Genomic DNA, 19,926 nt, shown 5'->3' with positions numbered 1-19,926 from the left:
CGGTGCCGCGGTGGAACGTGGGGATTTGCCGGGTGGACGGAGAGGATCTTTACATGACATCGGACCAGCCCGCCGACGCGGTGGTGCTCGTCGGGGGCAAGGGAACCCGCCTCCGCCCGCTCACGCTGTCCGCGCCGAAGCCGATGCTGCCGACCGCGGGGGTGCCGTTCCTGAGCCACCTCCTGTCGCGCATCGGCGCGGCCGGGTTCCGGCACGTGGTGCTCGGCACGAGCTACCGTGCGGAAGTCTTCGAGGACTTCTTCGGCGACGGGGAGTCGCTCGGCCTCGAAATCGAGTACGTCGTGGAGGACGAGCCGCTCGACACCGCGGGCGCGATCCGGAACGTGCTGGGCAGGCTGCGCGCAGACGACGCGGTGATCTTCAACGGCGACATCCTCGCTGGCGCCGATCTCGGCGAACTGGTGCGCACGCACCGGAGCAGCGGCGCGGACGTGACCCTGCACCTGCAGCGCGTCGAGGACCCGAGCCGCTTCGGTTCGGTGCCGACCGATTCTTCCGGCAGGGTGCTGGAGTTCCTGGAGAAGATCCCCGACCCGCCGACCGACCAGATCAACGCCGGGTGCTACGTGTTCCGGCGTTCGGTGATCGAGTCCATTCCGGCGGGACGCCCGGTTTCGGTGGAGCGCGAGACGTTCCCCGGCCTGCTCGCGTCCGGCGCGCACATCCACGGGTACGTCGACTCGTCGTACTGGCTCGACGTGGGCACCCCGGAGGCGTTCGTCCGCGGCTCGGCCGATCTCGTCCGCGGCCTCGCCCCGACTTCGGCACTGCCGGGCGAAACGGGGAAGTCCCTGGTTCTCGACGGCGCGCGCGTCGCCGGTGACGCCGAAGTGGACGGTGGGTCCGCGGTCGGCGCCGGTGCTTCGATCGGTGCGGGCGCGCGGGTTTCCGGCTCGGTGCTGTTCGACGGCGCGTCGATCGGCGAAGGCGCGGTGGTCGAGCGCTCGGTGCTCGGCGCGGGCGCGAAGGTCGGTGCGGGCGCTCGGGTGAGCGGAGTCGTGCTCGGTGACGGGGCCTCGGTCGGCGCGCGCTGCGAACTGCTCGACGGCGCCAGGGTGTGGCCGGGCATCGAACTGCCCGACGGTGCCATCCGGTTCTCCAGCGACGCCTGAGCATGCGCTACCGGCCGCCGTTCGCGCTCGATCTCGCGCAGGTGCTTTCCCCGCACCAGCGGGGCAAAGGCGACCCGCATTTCCGGCGGGACGAGCGCGGTGTCGCGTGGTTCGCGGGGAACACCGCCGACGGCCCTGGCACGATGGCGCTGCGCCGGTTCGCCGACGGCGAGGTCGAAGCGCAGGCGTGGGGCCAGGGCGCGGACCGGCTGCTCGACGGGTTGCCCGCCCTGCTCGGCGCGGAGGACGACGACACCGGGTTCGTCGCGCACCACGACGCGGTGGCCGCCGCGCGGCAGGCGCTGCCTTCGTTGCGGCTCGGGTCGAGCGGGCGGGTGTGGGACGCGCTGGTGCCCGCGGTGCTGGAGCAGAAGGTCACCGGGATCGAAGCGCGGCGGTCGTGGCGCGAGCTGTGCCGCTGGTACGGCGAACCGGCGCCCGGCCCGGCACCGGACTGGCTCCGCGTGCCGCCGGCGCCGCGCGCGATCATGTCCATTGTGGACTGGAAATGGCACAGGGCGGGGGTGGACCTGACGCGGCGCCGGACGCTCGTGTTCGCCGCGCAGGTGGCGCACCGGCTGGAGAAGGCGGGCGAAACCCGTGGCGCGCAAGGAAGAGCGTGGCTGCGGAAGGTGCCGGGCATCGGCGTCTGGACCGCCGCGGAGGTGGCGCAGCGGGCGTGGGGCGACCCGGACGCGGTCAGCTTCGGCGACTTCCACATCCCGACCGTGGTCGGCCACGCGCTCGTCGGCGCGCCGCTCGACGACGCCGGACTCCAGGAAGTGCTCGCGCCCTACGCACCGCAACGGCAGCGCGCCGTCCGGTACCTGGAGGCCGCCGGGTTCTCGCGCCCGAGGTACGGCCCGCGCTACCCGATCCGCGACTACCGCGCGATGTAACTCGCTTTCCGGGACACGGGATCAAGGCTGCTGCGGTGGGTACTGCTGGGGTGGGTACGGCCCGCCCTGCTGGGGGTACTGCCCGGCCTGCGGTGGGTAGGGGCCGCCTTGTCCCGGCGGGTACTGCTGCTGCGGGAACTGCGCGGGCCCGGGGTACTGCTGCTGCGGATACCCCCGCGCCTGCTGTTCCCGGTACCGCCGCTGCTGGGCCTCGCGCCTGCGCTTCGCGATCGTCAGTGCGATGACGACGACCGCGATCAGCGCGATCACCACGAACACGTGCCACGGTTGCAGCGAGTCGAACATCGGCCCTCATCGGTTTCGGGTCGGGGGCTACCAGCGCTGCTGCGGTGGGTACGGCCCAACTTGCGGCGGATACGGCCCGCCCTGCGGCGGGAAGGGCCGCGGCGGGTACTGACCGCGCAGCTTCTTCTTCGCCGAGGAGAGCTGCGTCGCCAGCACGGCGATGACGACGAGCAGCACCACGATGATGGCGAGCGACAGGATCGAGAAGCCCATGGCTTACCAGCGAGGGGGTTGCTGCGGCGGGCCCGGCGGCGGGAAGCCCTGCTGGGGCCCCTGCGGGTAGCCGGGCTGACCACCCGGGAACCCCTGCTGCGGGAAACCACCGGAAGGCGGCGGGAAACCGCCCTGCTGCGGGAAACCACCGGACGGCGCACCGGCGGGCGGGGGCGCCATCGCGGGCTGCGGGGCACCCTGCTGGGGGAAACCACCAGACTGCGGGAAGCCACCGGGCTGCGGCGCCGAGAAGCCCTGCGGCTGCTGGGCGAACGCGCCGGGGCCGGGCTCGCCGAAACCACCGGGAGGCGGCGGCACCGGCCCACCGGGGACCGGCCCGTTCGGACCGAAGCCGGGCGTGCCGGGGAAGCCCTCCGCCTTGTTCTTGTTGTGTGCTTTGACCAAGCCGACGATGACGCAGATGATCACGATCGCGGCGATGATGCCGAGCACCCACCAGCCACCGGAGCCGTCTCCGCCGCCGCCGGTGTGGATGTGGACCCGGGTGCCGAACCCCAAAGGCATGCGCTGCCTCCCTTCCGTGCGCGCACACCATAACCCGCGGCGGCCCGCGCCTTTACCCGAACGGGCGAATCCGGGCGGGCGAATCCATTCAGGACCGTTCGAGCGCGGCCTTCACGATCGCGAGCGCCTCGTCGGCCGGAATCCCCAGGCCACGCACGGTGTCCGCGTAGTCACCGGCGGCCTGCTTGACGCGCTGCCTGGTCTCGTCGCCGGACGCGCCGACGAAGCTGCCCGCCCTGCCCCGTGTCTCGATCAGCCCCGCTTCTTCGAGTTCGCGGTAGGCGCGCGCGATGGTGTTCGGCGCGATGCCGAGTTCCCCGGCGAGCCCGCGCACGGTCGGCAGTTTCGCGCCCACCGCGAGCGAGCCGTCGTTGATCCGGTTCGCGAGTCCTGATCGGACTTGTTCGTAGGGCGGTACCGGGGACGCCGGGTCGTAGCCGACGATCACGACGTCGCCAGCGCCATGAGTTCACCGAGGTCTTCCGAGCCCGAGGGGAGCCCGCCGAGCGGCCACCAGCGCAGGTCGTCGGACTCGTCGCTGCGCACCGGCTCCGCCCCGCGCGGCGCCCGCACGGTGAACCGGACGTCGAAGTGCCTGGTCGGCTTGCCGAGCGAGCAGGTGACCGGGTGCACGTCGAGGTGCACCGGCTCCTGGTCGATCCGCAGACCGTCCATTCCGGACTCTTCGCGCGCCTCACGCAGCGCGGCACCGGCCAGCGTGGTGTCCTCGGGTTCGCAGTGCCCGCCGAGCTGGAGCCAGCGCCCCACCCTGGGGTGCAGCGTCAGCAGGACCCGCTCGCCGTCCGCGTCGAGCAGCACCGCCGACGCGGTCAGGTGCCCGGCCTCGCACGACCTCGCGCACGAGTCCTCGCGCGCCAGCAGGAATCCGGTGAACGCCTGCCGAAGCGATTCCTGGCCTGCCGACGACGGCCGCCAGCGCGCCAAAGTGGACAGTGCGTCTTCGCGGAGGGTCACAGCTCCACCAGTCCTTCCGCCAGCTCGCGCGGACCGCGGAGCGCGGGCGGGCCGTCGACGGGGTGTCCGATCGCGACGGCGCCGAGCGGTTCCCAGTCCGCGCCGAGGCCGAGCTGCTCGCGCACCAGGTCCGCGGCGAAGATCGTCGAGCCGATCCAGCACGAGCCGACGCCCTCGGCGGCGAGCGCCACCAGCAGGCCCTGCACGGCGGCACCCGCGGCGACGGTGAACATCGTGTGCTCGCAAGCGTTGCGCCGCACGTCGGGGTAGGTGTGCGCGCCCTCGGGGACCAGGAACGGGATCACCACCTCCGGCGCGTCGAAGAGGATATCGCCCCTGCTGAGCCGTTTTTCGATCTGCTCCTCGGTGAACTCGTCACCGGAGAGGTCGGCGCGCCACGACTCCCGCATCGCGGTCAGCAGCGCCTTCCGCTTCGCGGGATCGCGCAGCCAGACGAACCGGACCGGGCGCGTGTGGTGCGGTGCGGGCGCGGTGAGCGCCGCGCCGATCGCGCGGCGCATCGTCTCGGGGTCCACTTCGGACTCGCTGAACGCGCGCACCGAGCGGCGGGTGAGCACCGCCTCGCGCCTGCCCTGCGCCAGTGCCTCGTTCGTGCCGAGCCGGAACAGGTCCTCTTCGACCGGGCGCACCAGCTTCCGCGCGGTCGAACCGTCGTCGACGATGTCGAACCCGCGCACCACGGCCACCGGGGTACCGCCGAGCTTGCCCTTCACCAGATCTGCCGCGGCGGCCAGCTCGTCGGCGATCGCCACCTCGGTCACCGCGAGCTCGTTGCCCTGCTCGTCCACCGCGCCCGCGTAGGCGTGCAGCACCCGCAGCCCGCTGGCCCCGATCGCGGCGTCGGTCTGCCCGATCCGCCACGCCCTGCCCATGGTGTCGGTGACCACGACCGCGATCTCCACGCCGAGCCGCTCGCGCAACCCGTTGCGCAGCGCCAGCGCGCTCGCGTCCGGGTCGGCTGGCAGCAGCGCCACCTCGTTCCCGGCCACATTGGACGCGTCCACACCGGACGCGGCCTGCACGATGCCGAGCCGGTTTTCGGTGATCATCGTCCGCGCGATCCTGGCGATCACCCTGACCGCTTCTTCCTCGACGAGCTTGCGGCGTGCGGCGTCGCGCGCTTCGGGGTCTTCCGGCACGGTGACGAGCCTGCCCTCGGCCTTGGAGACGATCTTGCTGGTCACCACCAGCACGTCACCGGAGCGCAGCCACGGCGCGGCCGAGGCGATCGCCCCGGTCAGGTCGGCGCCCGGCCGGAACTCCGGCAGGCCTTCGACCGGCAGGATCTCGATACGGGGTGCCGCGTGGTCGGACAGCGGGGTCTGTTCAGGCAACGTCCACTCCGGACAGTTCGAGTGCGGCCCTTGCCATGGCCGCGGTGGCGTCCACATCGGACATGAGAAGGGGTACCGCGCGCACCGCGACGCCCGGCACGTCGGCGGACTCGCCGGACTGCACGAGCCAGCCGTCGAGCACGCCGTCCGCGGTGGTCTGCCGCGCGCCGTAGTGCCGCCCGACGGCCTCCGCCGAGGTCTCCACCCCGATCGCGGTGAGGCACGCGTCTGCCATGCCGCGCAACGGTTTCCCGCCGATGATGGGGGAGATGCCGACGACGCCGCCCGCGGTCTTGCGCAGCGCTTCGCGCACGCCGGGCACCGAGAGCACGGTGCCGACCGAGACCACCGGGTTCGACGGCGCGAGCAGCACCGCGTCGGCCTGCGTGATCGCGTCCACCACGCCGGGTCCCGGTGCCGATTCGTCGGCGCCGATCGGCACGATCGAGCGCGCGGGCAGCTCGGCGCGGTAGCGGACCCACCACTCCTGGAAGTGCAGCGCCTTCTCCTGATCCGGCTGCTCGGGGTCGTCGACCACGACGTGGGTTTCCACCCGGTCGTCCGACATCGGCAGCAGCCGCACGCCCGGCTGCCACCGGTCGCACAGCGCCTCGGTCACCGCCGACAACGGGTAGCCCGCGCGCAGCATGCGCGTGCGGATTAGGTGCGTGGCGATGTCCTTGTCGCCGAGCCCGAACCAGCTCGGCTCGGCACCGTAGGCGGCGAGCTCCTCCTTGACCGTCCACGTCTCGCCCGCGTGGCCCCAGCCGCGGGCGGTGTCGATCCCGCCGCCGAGGGTGTACATGCAGGTGTCGAGGTCGGGACAGATCCGGAGCCCGTGCATCCACACGTCGTCGCCGGTGTTGACCACGGCGGTGATCTCGTGCGGCGAATCGGGTGCGGCCCCGATCGCGGGCATGCCGAGTGCGGCTTTCACGCCGAGCAGGAAGCGGGCGCCGCCCACCCCGCCGACGACTACAACGATTTTCACGACTTCGGATCCTCGCACGTGGTCTGTGGTGGCACCCAGTACCGGTACCGGTGGTGCTCGGTGAACCCGAGCCGTCCGTACAACGCGAGCGCGGCCGCGTTCCTTACCGAAACCTGCAAGACGCAGTCGCGGCCCGCCGCCCACCGCCCGGCAGCGCTCATGAGGGCCACCGCGAACCCGCGTCGCCGAAAGGAGGGGCGCACCGCGAGCCTGGATACGTGCAGCAGGTCGCCGACGACCGCGGCGCGCACCGCGCCTGCCACCTCGGCTCCGGCGCGCACGACGCCGTAGCCCACGTCGCCGGTGGTCAGGACGTACCGCTGCGCTTCCGACGGCTCCGCGGTCCCCGCGCACAGCTCCCACCACTCGCCGACGGGTTCCGTCAGTATTTCGGCGCCGCCCGCCGCGGATCCCGCGGCACCGAGCAGCACCGACACTTCGTGACCGGCCGGGTGCGTGCTGTGTTCGACCCAGCCCGCCGCCGCGATCGCCGCTTCGTTCTCGCTGCCGTGTACGGCCTGGACGACCGGCGGAATCCGGTGGGAGTGGCTGAACTCACATACCGCGCGCAACGCTTCCGGTACCGGCATCCCGGGATCGCCGACCGCGAGCGCGCTGTTCGCGCGCCCGGTGAACCCGTCCGCCCAGCGCAGCAGCCAGCCGCCGAGCCGGGCTTCGACCGCTGCCCGCCATGCGGCCGCGCACGCGGATTCGAGCGCCTCGCTGGTCATCACGCGTTAGATTGTGACGAGGAGCCCGCGAAGGACCAGGGAGGGTCGGATGAGCATCGCGCGCAAGGACGACCGGCACAACGACGACCTCGTCAAGGAGATCGCGGACGGCTTCAACCGTGCGGTCGGGAGCAAGAAGAGCGAGGACGAGGCCGAGAAGCCGAAGCCGAAGTTCGTGGTCACCGGCGACAGCAGGACGCCGCCGCCACGGGGCCGCAAATCGCGGTAACGTCGCCATACCGGGGGTATGCCGGGACCGGGTGTTCCGGCCGCTAAGGGTTGCCTCACCAGGGAAGGGACGCCCGTGGCCGCGTAATGTCGGCCGGGCGCCAAGGAGTGACGGACTTGAGGAACAGCAGGAGAGCGCAGTGACCTATGTGATCGCCGAGCCCTGCGTCGATGTGCTCGACAAGGCTTGCATCGACGAGTGCCCCGTCGACTGCATCTACGAGGGCGACCGGATGCTCTACATCCACCCCGACGAGTGCGTCGACTGCGGCGCCTGCGAGCCGGTGTGCCCGGTCGAGGCCATCTACTACGAGGACGACGTCCCCGACGACTGGGCCGACTACACCAAGGCCAACGTGGACTTCTTCGACAAGCTCGGTTCCCCCGGCGGGGCGTCCAAGGTCGGCAAGGTCAGCGACGACCCCGACTGGATCAAGGCACTCGCGCCGCAGGGCGAATGAGCCGAGCGGCACGCGGTGCCTCCGCGCTTCCCGACTTCCCGTGGGACGCGCTGACCGAGTACGGCGAAAAGGCGAGGTCGCACCCCGGCGGGGTGGTCGACCTCTCGATCGGCACGCCCGTCGACCCGGTGCCGGCGAGCATCCGCGACGCGCTGGCGTCGGTGTCGGACATCCCCGGCTACCCGGCGACGCACGGCACCCCGGCGCTGCGCAGCGCCGCGATCGACGCGCTGCGCCGCAGGCACGGGATCGACGGGATCGACCCGGATGCGGTGCTCCCGACCATCGGGTCGAAGGAACTCGTCGCCTGGCTGCCGCGCCTGCTCGGCGCCGGGCCCGGCGACCAGGTGGTCATTCCCGAGCTGGCGTACCCGACCTACGAGGTCGGCGCGCTGCTCGCCGGTGCCGAGCCCGTCCGCGCGGACGGGCTGACCCAGCTGGGGCCGAGCCGTCCCGCGATGCTCTGGCTCAACTCGCCGTCCAACCCGACCGGCCGGGTGCTCGGGCCGGAGCACCTGCGCAAGGTCGTCGAATGGGCCCGCGAACGCGATGTCGTCGTGGTCTCCGACGAGTGCTACCTCGCGCTCGGCTGGGAGACCGAACCGCTGTCGATCCTGCACCCGTCGGTGTGCGGCGGGCGGTTCGACAACCTCCTGGCCGTGCATTCGCTGTCGAAGTCGGCGAACCTGGCGAGCTACCGCGCCGGGTTCGTGACCGGCGACCCCGCGCTCGTCGCGGACCTGCTCGCGATCCGCAAGCACGCGGGCATGATCGTGCCGCGGCCCGTGCAGGAGGCGATGGTCGTCGCGCTGACCGACGACGAAGCGCTCGCCGCCCAGCGCGGGCGGTACGAACGCCGTCGCCAGGTGCTGCGGAAAGCGTTGGCGGACAGCGGTTTCCGCGTCGACCACTCCGAGGCGGGGCTCTACCTGTGGGCCACCCGCGACGAGGACGCCTGGCAGACCGTCGGCTGGCTCGCGGACAAGGGGATCCTGGTCGCGCCGGGAACCTTCTACGGCCCGGCCGGCGCGAAGCACGTGCGGATCGGGCTGACCGGCACCGACGAACGCGTCGAGACCGCCGCCGACCGCCTCACGAGCTGATCTCTCCCCCCGCATGCCCCGAAGGTGGCCTTCAGGGCATTGAGCGCCCCGAAAGCCACTTTCACGGCATGGGCACTTTCATGGCATGGGTTCAGTAGTCTTTGCCGGTCAGGCCCCGGTAGATGAAGCGCGTCAGTGCTTCGATGGCTTCTTCGTCGTCGGGCCTGTGCACGCCGTCGGTCGCGGGGCCGAAGAGCCATTGGTGCGCGAAGGAATCCAGCAGCAGCGTCATCATCGAGATGCTCAGTTCCGGCGAGCCAGGCAGGTTCATGTCCGGTGCCGCGACGATCGTGTCGAGGTGGTCGTGCAGTTCGTCCTGCTGGGCCTTGCCGAACTGGCGCATCGTCGCCCCGAAGTCCTCGTCGACCATCGCGGCCTGGCGCACCGCGAGCATCGCGCCCGCGTTGTCGCGGTAGAACGTCCACAGTGACCGCAGGTGGTAGCGGATCGCCGCCGGGTCGGTGAAGTCCGCACTGTGCCCCGGCTCCTCCGCGGCCTCGTCCCCGGCGTCGGCCAGGTCCTTGAGCAGGGCTTCGAGCAGGTTTTCCTTGCTGCTGAAGTGGTTGTAGAAGGACCCGGCCGCGCGCCCGGCTTCGCGGGTGATGTCGGTGATCTTCGTACTGAGGTAGCCGCGTTCGACGAACAGCCGTGCGGCCGCCGCCTTGAGCGCGGCCTCCGTCTCCGCGGCCTTGTCTTTCCTGTTCGTGGTCATCGGCCCTCCTTGACAGGAACGCTAACAGCCGTCACTCTGAATTCAGATTCACTGAACGTAAATTCACTGGAGGGTGTCATGAAGGTTCTCATCGCGGGGGCGGGGCCCACCGGCCTCACGCTCGCCATCGATCTCGCGCGCCACGGCGTCGAGGTCCGCATCGCCGAAAAGGCGCAGGCGTTCTTCGCCGGATCCCGTGGCGACGGCTTGCAGCCGCGCACGCTCGAAGTGTTCGAAGACCTCGGCGTGCTCGATGCCGTGCTCGCCGCGGGCGCGCCGCCGTGGCCGATGCTCATGCACGCCGGCGGCGAAACCACCGAGGTGAGCGAGCAGTTCGGCGCGAAGACCGAGACGCGGCCGGATGCCCCGTACACGACCCCGTGGTTCCTCGGGCAGTCCCGCACCGAGGAGATCCTGCGCGACCGGCTCGCCGAGTTCGGCGTGGTCGTCGAACTGGGCACCGAGCTGGTCGGCTTCGCGCAGGACGAAACCGGGGTCACCGCGACCCTGCGCCGCGACGGCCGGGACGAAGCGGTGCGGGCGGACCATCTCGTCGGCGCCGACGGCGGCCGCAGTTTCGTGCGCAAGGCGCTCGGCATCGCGTTCGAGGGCGTCACCGACGAGTCGATCCGGATGCTGCTCGGCGACGTCCGCATCGACGCGCTCGACCACGAGCACGCGCACTGGTTCGCTTCCGAAGGGAACCCGATGGAAGGGATCATGCTCACCCCGCTGACCGGCGGGCGGCACTTCCAGTTCGCGGCCCCGCTCCCCGACGACGCCGTCGACGCGTCGCTGGAGGTCCTGCAGCGGCAGGTGGACCGGTTCTCCGGGCGGACCGATCTGGAGCTGACCGAACTGGTCTGGTCCACCGTGTGGCGCCCGAACGTGCGGCTCGCCGAGCGGTTCCGGTCCGGCCGGGTGTTCCTCGCGGGCGACGCGGCTCACGTGCACCCGCCGACCGGTGGGCAGGGGCTCAACACCGGCGTGCAGGACGCCTACAACCTCGGCTGGAAGCTCGCGGACGGCTCGGCGGAACTGCTCGCCAGCTACGAGACTGAGCGCAGGGCGATCGCGGAGTACGTGCTGGCGGTGAGCACCAAGCTGATGCGCAAGTACACCGACGGCGACCCGGACGCCAACGAACGCGGCGAGGAAACCCAGCAGCTCAACGTCAGCTACCGCGACGGCGCTTGGGGCGGTCCGGTCCAGCCCGGTGACCGGGCGCCGGACGCGCCGCTGCGCACCGCCGAGGGCAAGCAGGTGCGGCTCTTCGAACTCTTCCGCGGCCCGCACGCCACCCGGCTCGTCTTCGGCGACGGGCCCGCGGACGGCGAGCACACGTACCGGATCGTCCCCGCGGGTGGCTCACCCGCGGGCGAGGAGCTGCTCGACGAGGGCGGGCACGCCTTCCGCGCGTACTCCGTCACCGGATCCGCCGTCGTCGACATCCGCCCCGACGGTTACATCGCGCGCTGAGCGGCGGCGTCGACCTTCAGCCACGCCGAGCGCCAGCGCGCGCGAGTGTCGAGCCGTTTCACCAGCTCGCGCTCGGCGATCCGGCCCGCGATGAACCCGATCCGCGCGTTGCCCTCGGCGGCACCCCGCACGAGGTCGCGCATGCGGTCCGCGGCCACCACGGCGTCCTGGTGGTCGCCGAGGATCGTCTGCAGGTCCTTCGTGGCGCTGATCAGCTTCTTGACGCGGTCGGCGCGCTTTTTCTTCGCCGAGGTGAGCGCGAGCTCGGCTGCGTAGCGCAGCCGCTTTCCCTTGATGCGCAACGCGTGCAGCTCCGGGTCGGGCGGTTCGGCAGGCAGCGCGTCGATGGCCTTCGCGAGCTTGCGGTGCGGGACGCGCAGCGCGGTGACGAGATCCGATTCGTCCACTGTGGACTTTTCGGTGGTTTCGGGTTCGTGGTCGGGCAGCCGCGTCAGCTGGGCCACCGACTGCAGCAGCACGCGGTAGCGCTCGCTGTTGAGCGCCTTCGTCAGCCGCCGCTTCGCCTGCGCGCGCTCGGCGACGAACACCGAGACCAGCTCGTGCCCGGCAGGCTGGTCCGCGGTCTCGAACTCGGCGACCACCTCGCGCAGGTGTCCGATCAGGACGTCGTAGTCGCGGACCTCACCGAGCGCGGCGCCGAGCCAGCCGAGTTCGGCGCGCACGGTGTCCGCGGTGGAGCCGAGCGGGCCGCCCGCCGTCTTGAGGACGCTGCGCAGTCGACGGGTGGACACCCGCATCTGGTGCAGGTCCTCGGGGTCCACGCCGCTGCGGGTGCCCGGCTCGTGCTTGAGCACCGCGCGCAGGTCCGCGTCCAGCTTCGCGCGCAGATGGGTCGCGGGCGGGTCGCTCGCGCGCGGCTTGACCGGCTTCGCGGGCAGCCCGAGCTCGGCCGCGGTCAATGCCTTTTTGGCCGTCTTCTTCCCGCTCCGCGCGGAGGATGAGGTGCTCACGAGATGAATGGTAGGTGAACGATGGAGGTGCCTTCCACAACGTGAACGCCTCCCGTCGGAGAAGGGTCAGTCGTTCGCGTGCAGGGCGGCGTTCAGTTCGATCCCGGTACCGGTCCTCGGGACCGCCTCGACCTGACCGCTCGTCGAGTTGCGGCGGAACAGCACGCCGGTGGCGCCGGAAAGCTCGCGCGCCTTGACCGTCTTGCCGTCGAAGACGACCTTGGTGCCCGCGGTGACGTACAGACCGGCCTCGATCACCGAGTCGTCGCCGAGGGAGATCCCGCAGCCGCCGTTGGCGCCGATCAGGCAGCGCTCGCCGAGCGAGATGACCTCCGTGCCGCCGCCGGAGAGGGTGCCCATGATCGACGCCCCGCCGCCGACGTCGGAGCCGTCGCCGACCACGACACCGGCCGAGATCCGGCCCTCCACCATGGACGCGCCGAGCGTGCCCGCGTTGTAGTTCACGAAGCCTTCGTGCATGACCGTGGTGCCCGAAGCCAGGTGCGCGCCGAGCCGGGCGCGGTCCGCGTCGGCGATCCGGACGCCGGACGGGGTCACGTAGTCGACCATGCGCGGGAACTTGTCGATGCCGTACACCGTCACGTTGCCGCGGCCGCGCAGGCGGAGCCTGGTCGCCTCGAACCCTTCGACCGGGCACGGCCCGTGGTTCGTCCAGACCACATTGGACAGCAGCCCGAAGATGCCGTCGAGGCTCTGCCCGTGCGGGCGGACCAGCCGGTGGGAGAGCAGGTGCAGCCGCAGGTAGACGTCGTGCGCGTCGGCGGGTGCGGTGGCGAGCGACCCGATGGTCGTGCGCACCGCGACGACCTCGACGCCGCGCGCCGGGTCTTCGCCGATCAGCGCGCCGACGGACTCGCCGAGCGCCTCGACGGCCTGTTCCATGGTCAGCCGCTCGGTGCCGGTGCCCTCGCCTGCCTCGGTCAGCTTCGGCTGCGGGAACCAGGTGTCCAGCACGGTGCCGCCGACGGTCACGGTGGCCAGGCCGACTCCGTGCGCGCCGGTGCTTTCGGGATTGGGGGTCTGCTCGCTCACGTCGACACGGTAACCCAGCCGTCGCTGGTCATCATGCGTCGGGCAGCGCGTCCACGGTGCTCTTGATCTCGCGGAGGGATCGGGCGATCGCGGTCAGCGAGTCGACGCACGGACCGGGCGCCGCCGAGGCGACCGTGGTGCACCCACCTGCCCGGTAGGCCTCGACGCCGTGGTCGAGGTCGGTGGCGAACCCGTCGAGCTTCGGGTTCTTGGCCAGGCCCGCCTGCTTGTGCACGGTGCCCGCGGTGCCACCCAGTTGAGTGACGTACTTTTCACAGCCCTTCGGCTCCTGGCCGCCCGGCTTCGAATAGCAGGTGTCCGCCACGAGCGCTTCGAGCTTCACCTTGAGGCCGGAGATCCCGGGATCGGGCGCCTGCGGCTTCGGTTTCGGGCCCGCTTCACCGGAGCACCCGGAAACCAGGACCGCCAGCAGGGCCAGCGCGCTCGCCGCCACGATTCTCGTCCGCACGGCGCTGACGGTACGCCCAGCACCGCCCCCGGCCGCAGGGAGGCAAGCGCGTAGCGTGCCCGGGGTGAGCACTCTCGACCTCGGTACCGACCCCGTCGACCTGACCGCCGCGCTCGTGGACATCGAAAGCGTTTCCGGTGACGAAGCCGCCATCGCCGACGCCGTGCAGGAGGCGCTGGAACGACAGGCCGGGCACCTCGAGGTCGTGCGCAACGGGGACGCGGTGCTCGCCAGGACGAATCTCGGCCGCCCGAGCAGGGTGATCCTCGCCGGACATCTCGACACCGTGCCGGTCAACGCGAACCTGCCGGTGCGCAGGGAAGGGCGCGGCGACGCGGAGCGCCTGCACGGCCTCGGCACCGTCGACATGAAGGGCGGCGACGCGGTCTTCCTGCACCTCGCCGCGACGGTCCCGGCGCCGAAGCACGATGTGACGTTCGTCTTCTACGACTGCGAAGAGGTCGCGGCGGTGCGCAACGGGCTCGGCCGCATCGAACGGGAGCTGCCCGACTGGCTGCGCGCCGATCTCGCGATCGTGGGCGAGCCGTCGAACGCGGTGATCGAGGCCGGGTGCCAGGGCACCATGCGCGCGGAGATCCGCGTCATCGGCGCGCGAGCGCACACCGCGCGCGCGTGGCGCGGGGTGAACGCGATCCACCTCCTTTCCGAACCGCTGCGACTGCTGTCGGAGTACCAGCCGCGCACGCCCAAGATCGACGGCCTGACCTACCGGGAAGGGTTGCAGGCGGTGAAGATTTCCGGTGGGGTGGCCGGAAACGTGGTGCCGGACGAGGCCGTGCTCACCGTCAACCACCGCTTCGCGCCGGACCGTTCGCCGGAGCAGGCGGAAAAGCACCTGCGCGAGGTGTTCGACGGCTACGAGCTGTCCATTGTGGACCTTTCGCCGGGTGCGCTGCCCGGCCTCGGCGCGCCCGCGGCGGCGGAACTGGTCGCCGCGGCGGGCGGGCAGCCGATGGCCAAGCTCGGCTGGACCGACGTCGCCCGCTTCGCCGCGCTCGGCATGCCCGCGGTCAACTACGGGCCCGGTGATCCCGCCCTCGCGCACACGCAGGGGGAGAACGTGGCCGCGACGGAGATCCGGCAGGTGAAAAGCGTCTTACAGTCGTTCCTCGGCGCCTGAACCTGGTAGCGCGAACCCGGCGGGCGCGATACAAAGCACGGGTGAGTGAACGACGAGCCGATGAGCGGATGACCCGACCGGACGTGCCAGGCGAGCAGTACCCGGAGCATCCGCCCGAGAAGCACCGCGGCCCGGTGGTCCTGCGCCGGGACCGGCGCGAAGAGGCCAGCACCACCGACGAGCGGCTGCTGGATTCCCGCGGCCCCAGCGACTGGGTGCACACCGACCCGTGGCGCGTGCTGCGGATCCAGGCGGAGTTCGTGGAGGGGTTCGGCGCGCTGGCCGAGGTGCCGCGCGCGGTCACCGTGTTCGGCTCCGCGCGCACCCAGCGCGACCACCCCGAGTACGAACTGGGCCGCAAGATCGGTGCCGCGCTCGCCAACGCCGGGTTCGCCACGATCACCGGCGGCGGCCCCGGCGCGATGGAGGCGGTCAACCGCGGCGCGTCCGAAGCGGGCGGGTTCTCCATCGGGCTCGGCATCGAGCTGCCGTTCGAGCAGGGCCTGAACCCGTGGGTCGACCTCGGCGTGAACTTCCGCTACTTCTTCGCCCGCAAGACGATGTTCATCAAGTACTCGCAGGCGTTCATCTGCCTTCCCGGCGGGTTCGGCACGCTCGACGAGCTGTTCGAGGCGCTCACGCTGGTCCAGACCAAGAAGGTCACCAAGTTCCCGGTCGTCCTTTTCGGACAGTCCTATTGGGGCGGGCTGTACGACTGGATCGCGAGCACGCTGCTGGCCGAGGGCAAGATATCGGAGAAGGACCTCGACCTGCTCCACGTCACCGACGACATCGACGACGCCGTGCGCGTGGTGCTCGAGTCGTACCAGGCATGGGAGGACACCCATTAACCGCATCTGCGTTTTCTGCGGCTCTTCGATGGGCTTTTCGCCGCTGTACGCCGAGCGCGCGGCGGCGCTGGGCACGATGCTCGCCGAGCGCGGCATCGGGCTCGTCTACGGCGGCGCCAGCGTCGGCACGATGGGTGTGGTCGCCGACGCCGCGCTCGCCGCGGGCGGTGAGGTCATCGGGGTCATCCCGCAGCACCTGAGCCGCGTCGAGATCTCGCACGCCGGGCTGACCGAGCTGCACGTCGTCGCGGACATGCACGAGCGCAAGGCCAAGATGGCCGAGTTCTCCGACGGGTTCCTCGCGCTGCCCGGTGGCGCGGGCACGCTGGAGGAGCTGTTCGAGATCTGGACGTGGGCCCAGCTCGGCCTGCACGGGAAGCCACTGGGCCTGGTCGACGTCGGCGGGTACTACACGCGGCTGCGCGAGTTCGTCGACCACATGGTCGACGAGGGCTTCCTGCGCACGCAGCACCGGGAACTGCTGTTCGTCGACGAGGACCCTGCCGTGCTGCTGAAGGCTTTCGCCGAGTACGAAGCACCTGTCATCGGCAAGTGGGTCGAGTAGCTCAGGCCGCTTCGTTCGAGGGCACGCGAAGGCTTGCTGTGGGCTCGCGCGGGTGGCGGGAGTGTGGTGCGAGGGTCGAGTTCGCGGCGTCTGGCGCCCTGAAGGCCACCTTCGGGGCATGGGCAGCTCCGCCCGAAGATCCGCGAGGGCCGAGAAAGTGGCGCTGGATTCCCCGAAGGTGGCCTTCGGAGCACCTGATGGCGTCCCGCGGCCATTAGGGCAGGCGCAAAATGCTCAGGCGGCTTCGTTCGGGCGTTTGTGGTACTTGTCGACGTACTCCTGGCCGGACAGCTCAGCGATGGCGTACATGACCTCGTCGGTGGCCGCGCGCCGGATCGCCGGTGACGCGTCGAGCCCCTCGTAGCGGGAGAAGTCGATCGGGCGGCCGAAGGTGATCGTGATCCGCGCCAGCCGCGGGATGCGCTTGCCGTTCGGTTGCAGCTTCTCGGTGCCGCTCAGCGCGGCGGGCACCACCAGCGCGCCGGTGGCCAGTGCGAGCGCTGCGACGCCGGTGTGGCCGCGGTGCAGCCTGCCGTCGAGCGAGCGGGTGCCCTCGGGGTAGATCCCGAACGCGCCGCCGTCGGTGAGCACCTTGCGGCCCGCTTCGAGCGCGGCGAGCCCGGCCTGCGCGTTGCCGCGCTCCACCGGGACGTAGCCGAGCCCGGTGAGGAAGGCCGCGACGAACCGGCCCTTGAGCCCCTTGCCTTCGAAGTACTCGGCCTTGCCGAGGAACTTCACCGGGCGCGGGGTGACGAACGGGATGACCGCGGTGTCGAGCGCCGCCCTGTGGTTCGCCGCGATGACGACGGGGCCGGTGGCGGGCACGTTCTGGATGCCGTGGACCACCGGCCGGTAGATCATCCGCGCCAGCGGGGCCAGTACAAAACGGACGAACCACTGAACCAACATGTCCTCCTCGGCTGGGTACCGCGTCCAGCATGGCACGATCGACGGTCATGAGGTGGTTCGAGCGGCGCACGTGGCAGAACCCACTGTGGACACCCGAGGTGCTCGCCGAGGCGAAGGGCGGCCGGACGGTGTCGGTCGTCATGCCCGCGCTCGACGAGGAGGAGACGGTCGGCGCGGTGGTCGCGTCCGTGCGCCCGCTGCTCGGCACGCTCGTGGACGAGCTGGTCGTGGTCGACTCCGGATCCACCGACGCCACGGCCGAGGTCGCGGCGGCGGCGGGGGCGAGGGTGGTACGCCGCGAGGACGTGCTGCCGTCGCTGAAACCGTTGCCGGGCAAGGGTGAAGTGCTCTGGCGCGCGCTCGCGGCGACGACCGGGGACCTCGTCGTCTACCTCGACTCCGACCTGGTCGACCCGGACCCCGCCTTCGTGCCCGCGCTGCTCGGGCCGTTGCTCACCGCGCCGGGCGTGCACCTGGTGAAGGGGTTCTACCGCCGCCCGCTGCGCCTGGAGACCGCCGAACTCGGCACCGGCGGCGGCCGGGTGACCGAACTGCTCGCGCGCCCGGTGCTCGCCGCGCTGCGCCCGGCGCTGTCCGGGATCATCCAGCCCCTCGGCGGCGAATACGCGGCGACGCGGGAGTTCCTGGAGTCCGTGCCGTTCGCGGCGGGGTACGGCGTGGAGATCGGGTTGCTGATGGACGCCGAGGCCGCCTACGGGATGGACGGGCTCGCGCAGGTCAACCTCGGCGTGCGCAAGCACCGCAACCGCTCGCTGCTGCAACTCGGGGTGATGGCGAGGCAGATACTCGGCACCGCGCTCGCCCGCGCCGGGGTGGACGCGAGCGAGAGCGCGGAGCTGACCCAGTTCGTGCAGGTGTCCGGGGAATGGCTGCCGGACGTCACCGAGGTGCTGGTGACCGATCGGCCGCCGATGCGTCAGGTGCTGGCAGGCGGACGAGAACAGCCGCGATAGCCGCCGCGGCGAGCGTCAGCACGGCGCCGACCGCGGTCGCGTGGCCGAACCCGGTGACGAACTCGGCTTGCCGGTACGAGGTGAGCGCCTGTTCGCCCGATCCCGGCGAGCGTGCCGTGATGATGGACCCGTAGATCGCCGCGCCGAAGGCGCCGGAGACCATCAGCACGGTCTGCTGCAGCCCGGCGGCGACTCCCGCCGTTTCCTTCGGCGCCGCGGCGATCACGACCTCGACCGCCGACGGCATGGCGAGACCGATCCCGAGGCCCATCAGCAGCAGGAACACCACGGTCGCGCCGTAGCCGGAGCCGAGCCCGGCGAGCGACAGTCCCGCCGAGCCCGCGGCGAGCATCAGCAGACCGGCCACGATGGGCGTCCGCGCGCCGAACCGGCGGTTGAGGAAACCGCTCGCGGGGCCGCCCAGCGCGACCAGTCCGATAAGTGGCAGCAACCCGGCGCCAGCCAGCACCGGGCTGAGGCCCTTGATCTGTTGCAGGTAGAGCGCGAAGTAGAACGAGGTGCCGAAGTGCGTGACCCCTGCGGCGAAGATCACCGCGAGCCCGCTCACCAACCGTCCACTGTGGAACAGCGCGGGCGGGAGCAGCGGGTTCGGTGCGGCCCGTTCACGGGCGGCGAAGGCGAGCAGCAGCACCGCCGACGCGACGAGCGCGCACATCGGGTAGGCGCTGGCCCAGCCGTCCACCTGCGCCCGGGTGATCCCGGAGACGAGTGCGAACAGGGACGAGGTGAGCAGCGCTATGCCGCTCACGTCCACCTTGGACTTCCCGCCATCCGTGGTCGCGCGCGGCGCGAGTGCCGCCGCGATGGCGAACGCCGCCAGCGCGATCGGCAGGTTGACGAAGAAGATCGCGCGCCAGCTCACGAACTGGACCAGCGCGCCGCCGACGAACGGGCCCACCACGGTCGCGAGTGCCAGCCCGGCGCTCCACAGTCCGATCGCGACCTTCAGCAGCTCCGGTGGGAAGGCGTGCCGCAGCAGCGCGAGCGAACTGGCCGCCAGCGTCGCGCCCGCGGCGCCCTGGAAGAGCCGCCACACCACCATTTCGGCGACCGAGCCGGAAAGCCCGGTCAGCAACGAGCTCGCGGCGAACGCGACGAGCCCGGCGAGGAACACGCGCCGGTGGCCGATCCGGTCGGCGACCATCCCCGCCGGAACCAGTGCCATCGCCATCACCAGCATGTATCCGACGGTGAGCAGCTCAAGCCCGGGAAGCGTGGCGCCGAACTCACGCGCGAGCACCGGGTTCGCGACCGCGAGGCCGGTCGCGTCCACACCGTCCATCATGGACGCGAGCGCGGTGGCGACCAGGACCAGCCAGGCGCCCCCAGCCCGGTTCACTTGCCGGGAATCGGGGCGCCGGAAGGCATTCCGGCCGCGACGTAGGCGTCGTACAGCGGCTGCCACGGTTCGGCGGAGTCGCTGTGCGGGCCCTCCGCGACCCCACCTGCCACGTGCTTGTCCAGCTCGGCGAGGCAGACGGCCCAGCCTGCCGCGTTGCGCGCCGCGCCGTCGCGCGCTTCGAGCACGTTGATCAGGGTCAGCGCGCACCCGTCCGCCGTGGGCGCCAGCTCGAAGTGCAGTTCGTCGCCGCCCCAGGTGTAGGCCAGTTTGCGCGGCGGGTCGTAGGCGAGCACCGTGCCGTGGTCGTCTTCGATGTTCGGGTCGTGCGAAAACGCCACCGTGCCACCGATCCTGCCTTCGAGCACCACCTTCGACGGGAACCAGTGCGCGAGGTCCTCGGTTTCCGTGATGGCCGCCCAGAGGCGGTCCACGGGGTGGGCGTAGGTGCGCTGGAACCGCACCGCGGGCCTGCCCTCGTGCTCGATGAACGTGCCGCGATCCATGCCGCCTCCTTCGGGG

General features: G+C 71.4%; 25 protein-coding genes. 10 read left to right on the top strand and 15 right to left on the bottom strand.

What is annotated here, in order from left to right; genetic code table 11:
- Positions 1–53: 53 nt before the first annotated feature.
- Entirely contained in the window at positions 54–1,133 is a 1,080-nt protein-coding gene (locus HUW46_RS13485) for a sugar phosphate nucleotidyltransferase (protein WP_215547594.1), read from the top strand.
- Positions 1,134–1,135: 2 nt separating this feature from the next.
- Positions 1,136–2,032, top strand: a complete 897-nt coding sequence (locus tag HUW46_RS13480) for a DNA-3-methyladenine glycosylase family protein (protein ID WP_215547593.1) — start codon at positions 1,136–1,138, stop codon at positions 2,030–2,032.
- Between the two features lie 21 nt (positions 2,033–2,053).
- Here the strand turns inward: HUW46_RS13480 and HUW46_RS13475 are convergent, their stop codons facing one another.
- The 8 genes from HUW46_RS13475 to HUW46_RS13440 all read right to left on the bottom strand — a co-directional run bounded on the left by HUW46_RS13475 (position 2,054) and on the right by HUW46_RS13440 (position 7,128).
- On the bottom strand, positions 2,054–2,338 hold the full coding sequence (locus HUW46_RS13475; protein WP_215547592.1) for a hypothetical protein: 285 nt from the start codon (positions 2,336–2,338) through the stop codon (positions 2,054–2,056).
- Between the two features lie 27 nt (positions 2,339–2,365).
- Positions 2,366–2,551 carry a hypothetical protein gene (locus HUW46_RS13470; RefSeq protein WP_215547591.1) on the bottom strand — a complete coding sequence of 62 codons (186 nt, stop codon included), beginning with the start codon at positions 2,549–2,551 and terminating at the stop codon, positions 2,366–2,368.
- A gap of 3 nt (positions 2,552–2,554) precedes the next feature.
- Entirely contained in the window at positions 2,555–3,076 is a 522-nt protein-coding gene (locus HUW46_RS13465; RefSeq protein WP_215547590.1) for a hypothetical protein, read from the bottom strand.
- Positions 3,077–3,164: 88 nt separating this feature from the next.
- Positions 3,165–3,524: a GntR family transcriptional regulator gene (locus tag HUW46_RS13460; RefSeq protein ID WP_215547589.1), complete on the bottom strand. Its 360-nt coding sequence runs from the start codon at positions 3,522–3,524 to the stop codon at positions 3,165–3,167.
- Positions 3,521–4,051, bottom strand: coding sequence for an NUDIX hydrolase (locus HUW46_RS13455; RefSeq protein ID WP_215547588.1), 531 nt, complete (start codon positions 4,049–4,051; stop codon positions 3,521–3,523). Before HUW46_RS13455 ends, HUW46_RS13460 begins: the two co-directional genes overlap by 4 nt.
- Positions 4,048–5,388, bottom strand: a complete 1,341-nt coding sequence (locus HUW46_RS13450) for a coenzyme F420-0:L-glutamate ligase (RefSeq protein WP_254126601.1) — start codon at positions 5,386–5,388, stop codon at positions 4,048–4,050. The genes HUW46_RS13455 and HUW46_RS13450 overlap by 4 nt, the downstream gene beginning before the upstream one ends.
- A 10-nt stretch (positions 5,389–5,398) precedes the next feature.
- The gene (cofD, locus tag HUW46_RS13445; RefSeq protein WP_215547586.1) at positions 5,399–6,397 is read right to left on the bottom strand and encodes a 2-phospho-L-lactate transferase; all 999 of its coding nucleotides are present in this window, start codon (positions 6,395–6,397) and stop codon (positions 5,399–5,401) included.
- Entirely contained in the window at positions 6,394–7,128 is a 735-nt protein-coding gene (locus tag HUW46_RS13440) for a GNAT family N-acetyltransferase (protein WP_442860974.1), read from the bottom strand. Before HUW46_RS13440 ends, cofD begins: the two co-directional genes overlap by 4 nt.
- A 49-nt stretch (positions 7,129–7,177) precedes the next feature.
- On the opposite strand from HUW46_RS13440, the gene HUW46_RS13435 reads away from it, so the two are divergent.
- The 3 genes from HUW46_RS13435 (at position 7,178) to dapC (ending at position 8,920) form a co-directional block, all read left to right on the top strand.
- Positions 7,178–7,357, top strand: a complete 180-nt coding sequence (locus tag HUW46_RS13435) for a hypothetical protein (RefSeq protein ID WP_215547584.1) — start codon at positions 7,178–7,180, stop codon at positions 7,355–7,357.
- A gap of 139 nt (positions 7,358–7,496) precedes the next feature.
- Positions 7,497–7,817 (top strand): ferredoxin, encoded by a 321-nt coding sequence (fdxA, locus tag HUW46_RS13430; RefSeq protein ID WP_215547583.1) that lies wholly within the window; start codon positions 7,497–7,499, stop codon positions 7,815–7,817.
- Entirely contained in the window at positions 7,814–8,920 is a 1,107-nt protein-coding gene (gene dapC / locus HUW46_RS13425; protein ID WP_215547582.1) for a succinyldiaminopimelate transaminase, read from the top strand. The genes fdxA and dapC overlap by 4 nt, the downstream gene beginning before the upstream one ends.
- A gap of 91 nt (positions 8,921–9,011) precedes the next feature.
- Here dapC and HUW46_RS13420 read toward each other — a convergent pair whose 3' ends face one another.
- Entirely contained in the window at positions 9,012–9,632 is a 621-nt protein-coding gene (locus HUW46_RS13420; RefSeq protein WP_215547581.1) for a TetR/AcrR family transcriptional regulator, read from the bottom strand.
- A 78-nt stretch (positions 9,633–9,710) separates the two neighbouring features.
- Between HUW46_RS13420 and HUW46_RS13415 the strand changes: the two genes are divergently transcribed.
- Positions 9,711–11,111 carry an FAD-dependent monooxygenase gene (locus HUW46_RS13415; protein ID WP_215547580.1) on the top strand — a complete coding sequence of 467 codons (1,401 nt, stop codon included), beginning with the start codon at positions 9,711–9,713 and terminating at the stop codon, positions 11,109–11,111.
- Here the strand turns inward: HUW46_RS13415 and HUW46_RS13410 are convergent.
- The 3 genes from HUW46_RS13410 to HUW46_RS13400 all read right to left on the bottom strand — a co-directional run bounded on the left by HUW46_RS13410 (position 11,096) and on the right by HUW46_RS13400 (position 13,604).
- Positions 11,096–12,082, bottom strand: a complete 987-nt coding sequence (locus HUW46_RS13410) for a CHAD domain-containing protein (RefSeq protein ID WP_254126146.1) — start codon at positions 12,080–12,082, stop codon at positions 11,096–11,098. The two genes, HUW46_RS13415 and HUW46_RS13410, sit on opposite strands and share 16 nt — an antisense overlap.
- Positions 12,083–12,148: 66 nt before the next feature.
- Positions 12,149–13,135, bottom strand: a complete 987-nt coding sequence (dapD, locus tag HUW46_RS13405; RefSeq protein ID WP_215547579.1) for a 2,3,4,5-tetrahydropyridine-2,6-dicarboxylate N-succinyltransferase — start codon at positions 13,133–13,135, stop codon at positions 12,149–12,151.
- A 31-nt stretch (positions 13,136–13,166) separates the two neighbouring features.
- Positions 13,167–13,604, bottom strand: coding sequence for a hypothetical protein (locus HUW46_RS13400; RefSeq protein WP_254126145.1), 438 nt, complete (start codon positions 13,602–13,604; stop codon positions 13,167–13,169).
- A gap of 64 nt (positions 13,605–13,668) precedes the next feature.
- Between HUW46_RS13400 and dapE the strand changes: the two genes are divergently transcribed.
- From dapE to HUW46_RS13385, 3 genes are all read left to right on the top strand, one after another.
- Positions 13,669–14,745, top strand: coding sequence for a succinyl-diaminopimelate desuccinylase (gene dapE / locus HUW46_RS13395; RefSeq protein WP_215547578.1), 1,077 nt, complete (start codon positions 13,669–13,671; stop codon positions 14,743–14,745).
- 68 nt (positions 14,746–14,813) lie between these two features.
- The gene (locus HUW46_RS13390; protein ID WP_215549846.1) at positions 14,814–15,596 is read left to right on the top strand and encodes a TIGR00730 family Rossman fold protein; all 783 of its coding nucleotides are present in this window, start codon (positions 14,814–14,816) and stop codon (positions 15,594–15,596) included.
- Positions 15,592–16,161, top strand: coding sequence for a TIGR00730 family Rossman fold protein (locus HUW46_RS13385; protein WP_215549847.1), 570 nt, complete (start codon positions 15,592–15,594; stop codon positions 16,159–16,161). The genes HUW46_RS13390 and HUW46_RS13385 overlap by 5 nt, the downstream gene beginning before the upstream one ends.
- A gap of 234 nt (positions 16,162–16,395) precedes the next feature.
- Here HUW46_RS13385 and HUW46_RS13380 read toward each other — a convergent pair whose 3' ends face one another.
- On the bottom strand, positions 16,396–17,070 hold the full coding sequence (locus tag HUW46_RS13380; RefSeq protein WP_442860930.1) for a lysophospholipid acyltransferase family protein: 675 nt from the start codon (positions 17,068–17,070) through the stop codon (positions 16,396–16,398).
- Between the two features lie 47 nt (positions 17,071–17,117).
- Here HUW46_RS13380 and HUW46_RS13375 point away from each other — a divergent pair, with 47 nt between their 5' ends.
- Complete coding sequence (locus HUW46_RS13375; RefSeq protein ID WP_215547577.1) at positions 17,118–18,044, top strand: glucosyl-3-phosphoglycerate synthase; 927 nt, start codon at positions 17,118–17,120, stop codon at positions 18,042–18,044.
- On the opposite strand, the gene HUW46_RS13370 is transcribed toward HUW46_RS13375, so the two are convergent.
- Positions 17,971–19,404, bottom strand: a complete 1,434-nt coding sequence (locus tag HUW46_RS13370) for an MFS transporter (protein WP_215547576.1) — start codon at positions 19,402–19,404, stop codon at positions 17,971–17,973. The two genes, HUW46_RS13375 and HUW46_RS13370, sit on opposite strands and share 74 nt — an antisense overlap.
- Positions 19,401–19,910, bottom strand: coding sequence for an SRPBCC family protein (locus tag HUW46_RS13365; protein ID WP_215547575.1), 510 nt, complete (start codon positions 19,908–19,910; stop codon positions 19,401–19,403). The genes HUW46_RS13370 and HUW46_RS13365 overlap by 4 nt, the downstream gene beginning before the upstream one ends.
- Positions 19,911–19,926: the final 16 nt, after the last annotated feature.

It is taken from the genome of Amycolatopsis sp. CA-230715, assembly GCF_018736145.1.
Lineage (GTDB): Bacteria > Actinomycetota > Actinomycetes > Mycobacteriales > Pseudonocardiaceae > Amycolatopsis.
Note: the sequence above shows the minus strand (reverse complement) of the source record. Positions and strands in the feature narration are given on the sequence as shown.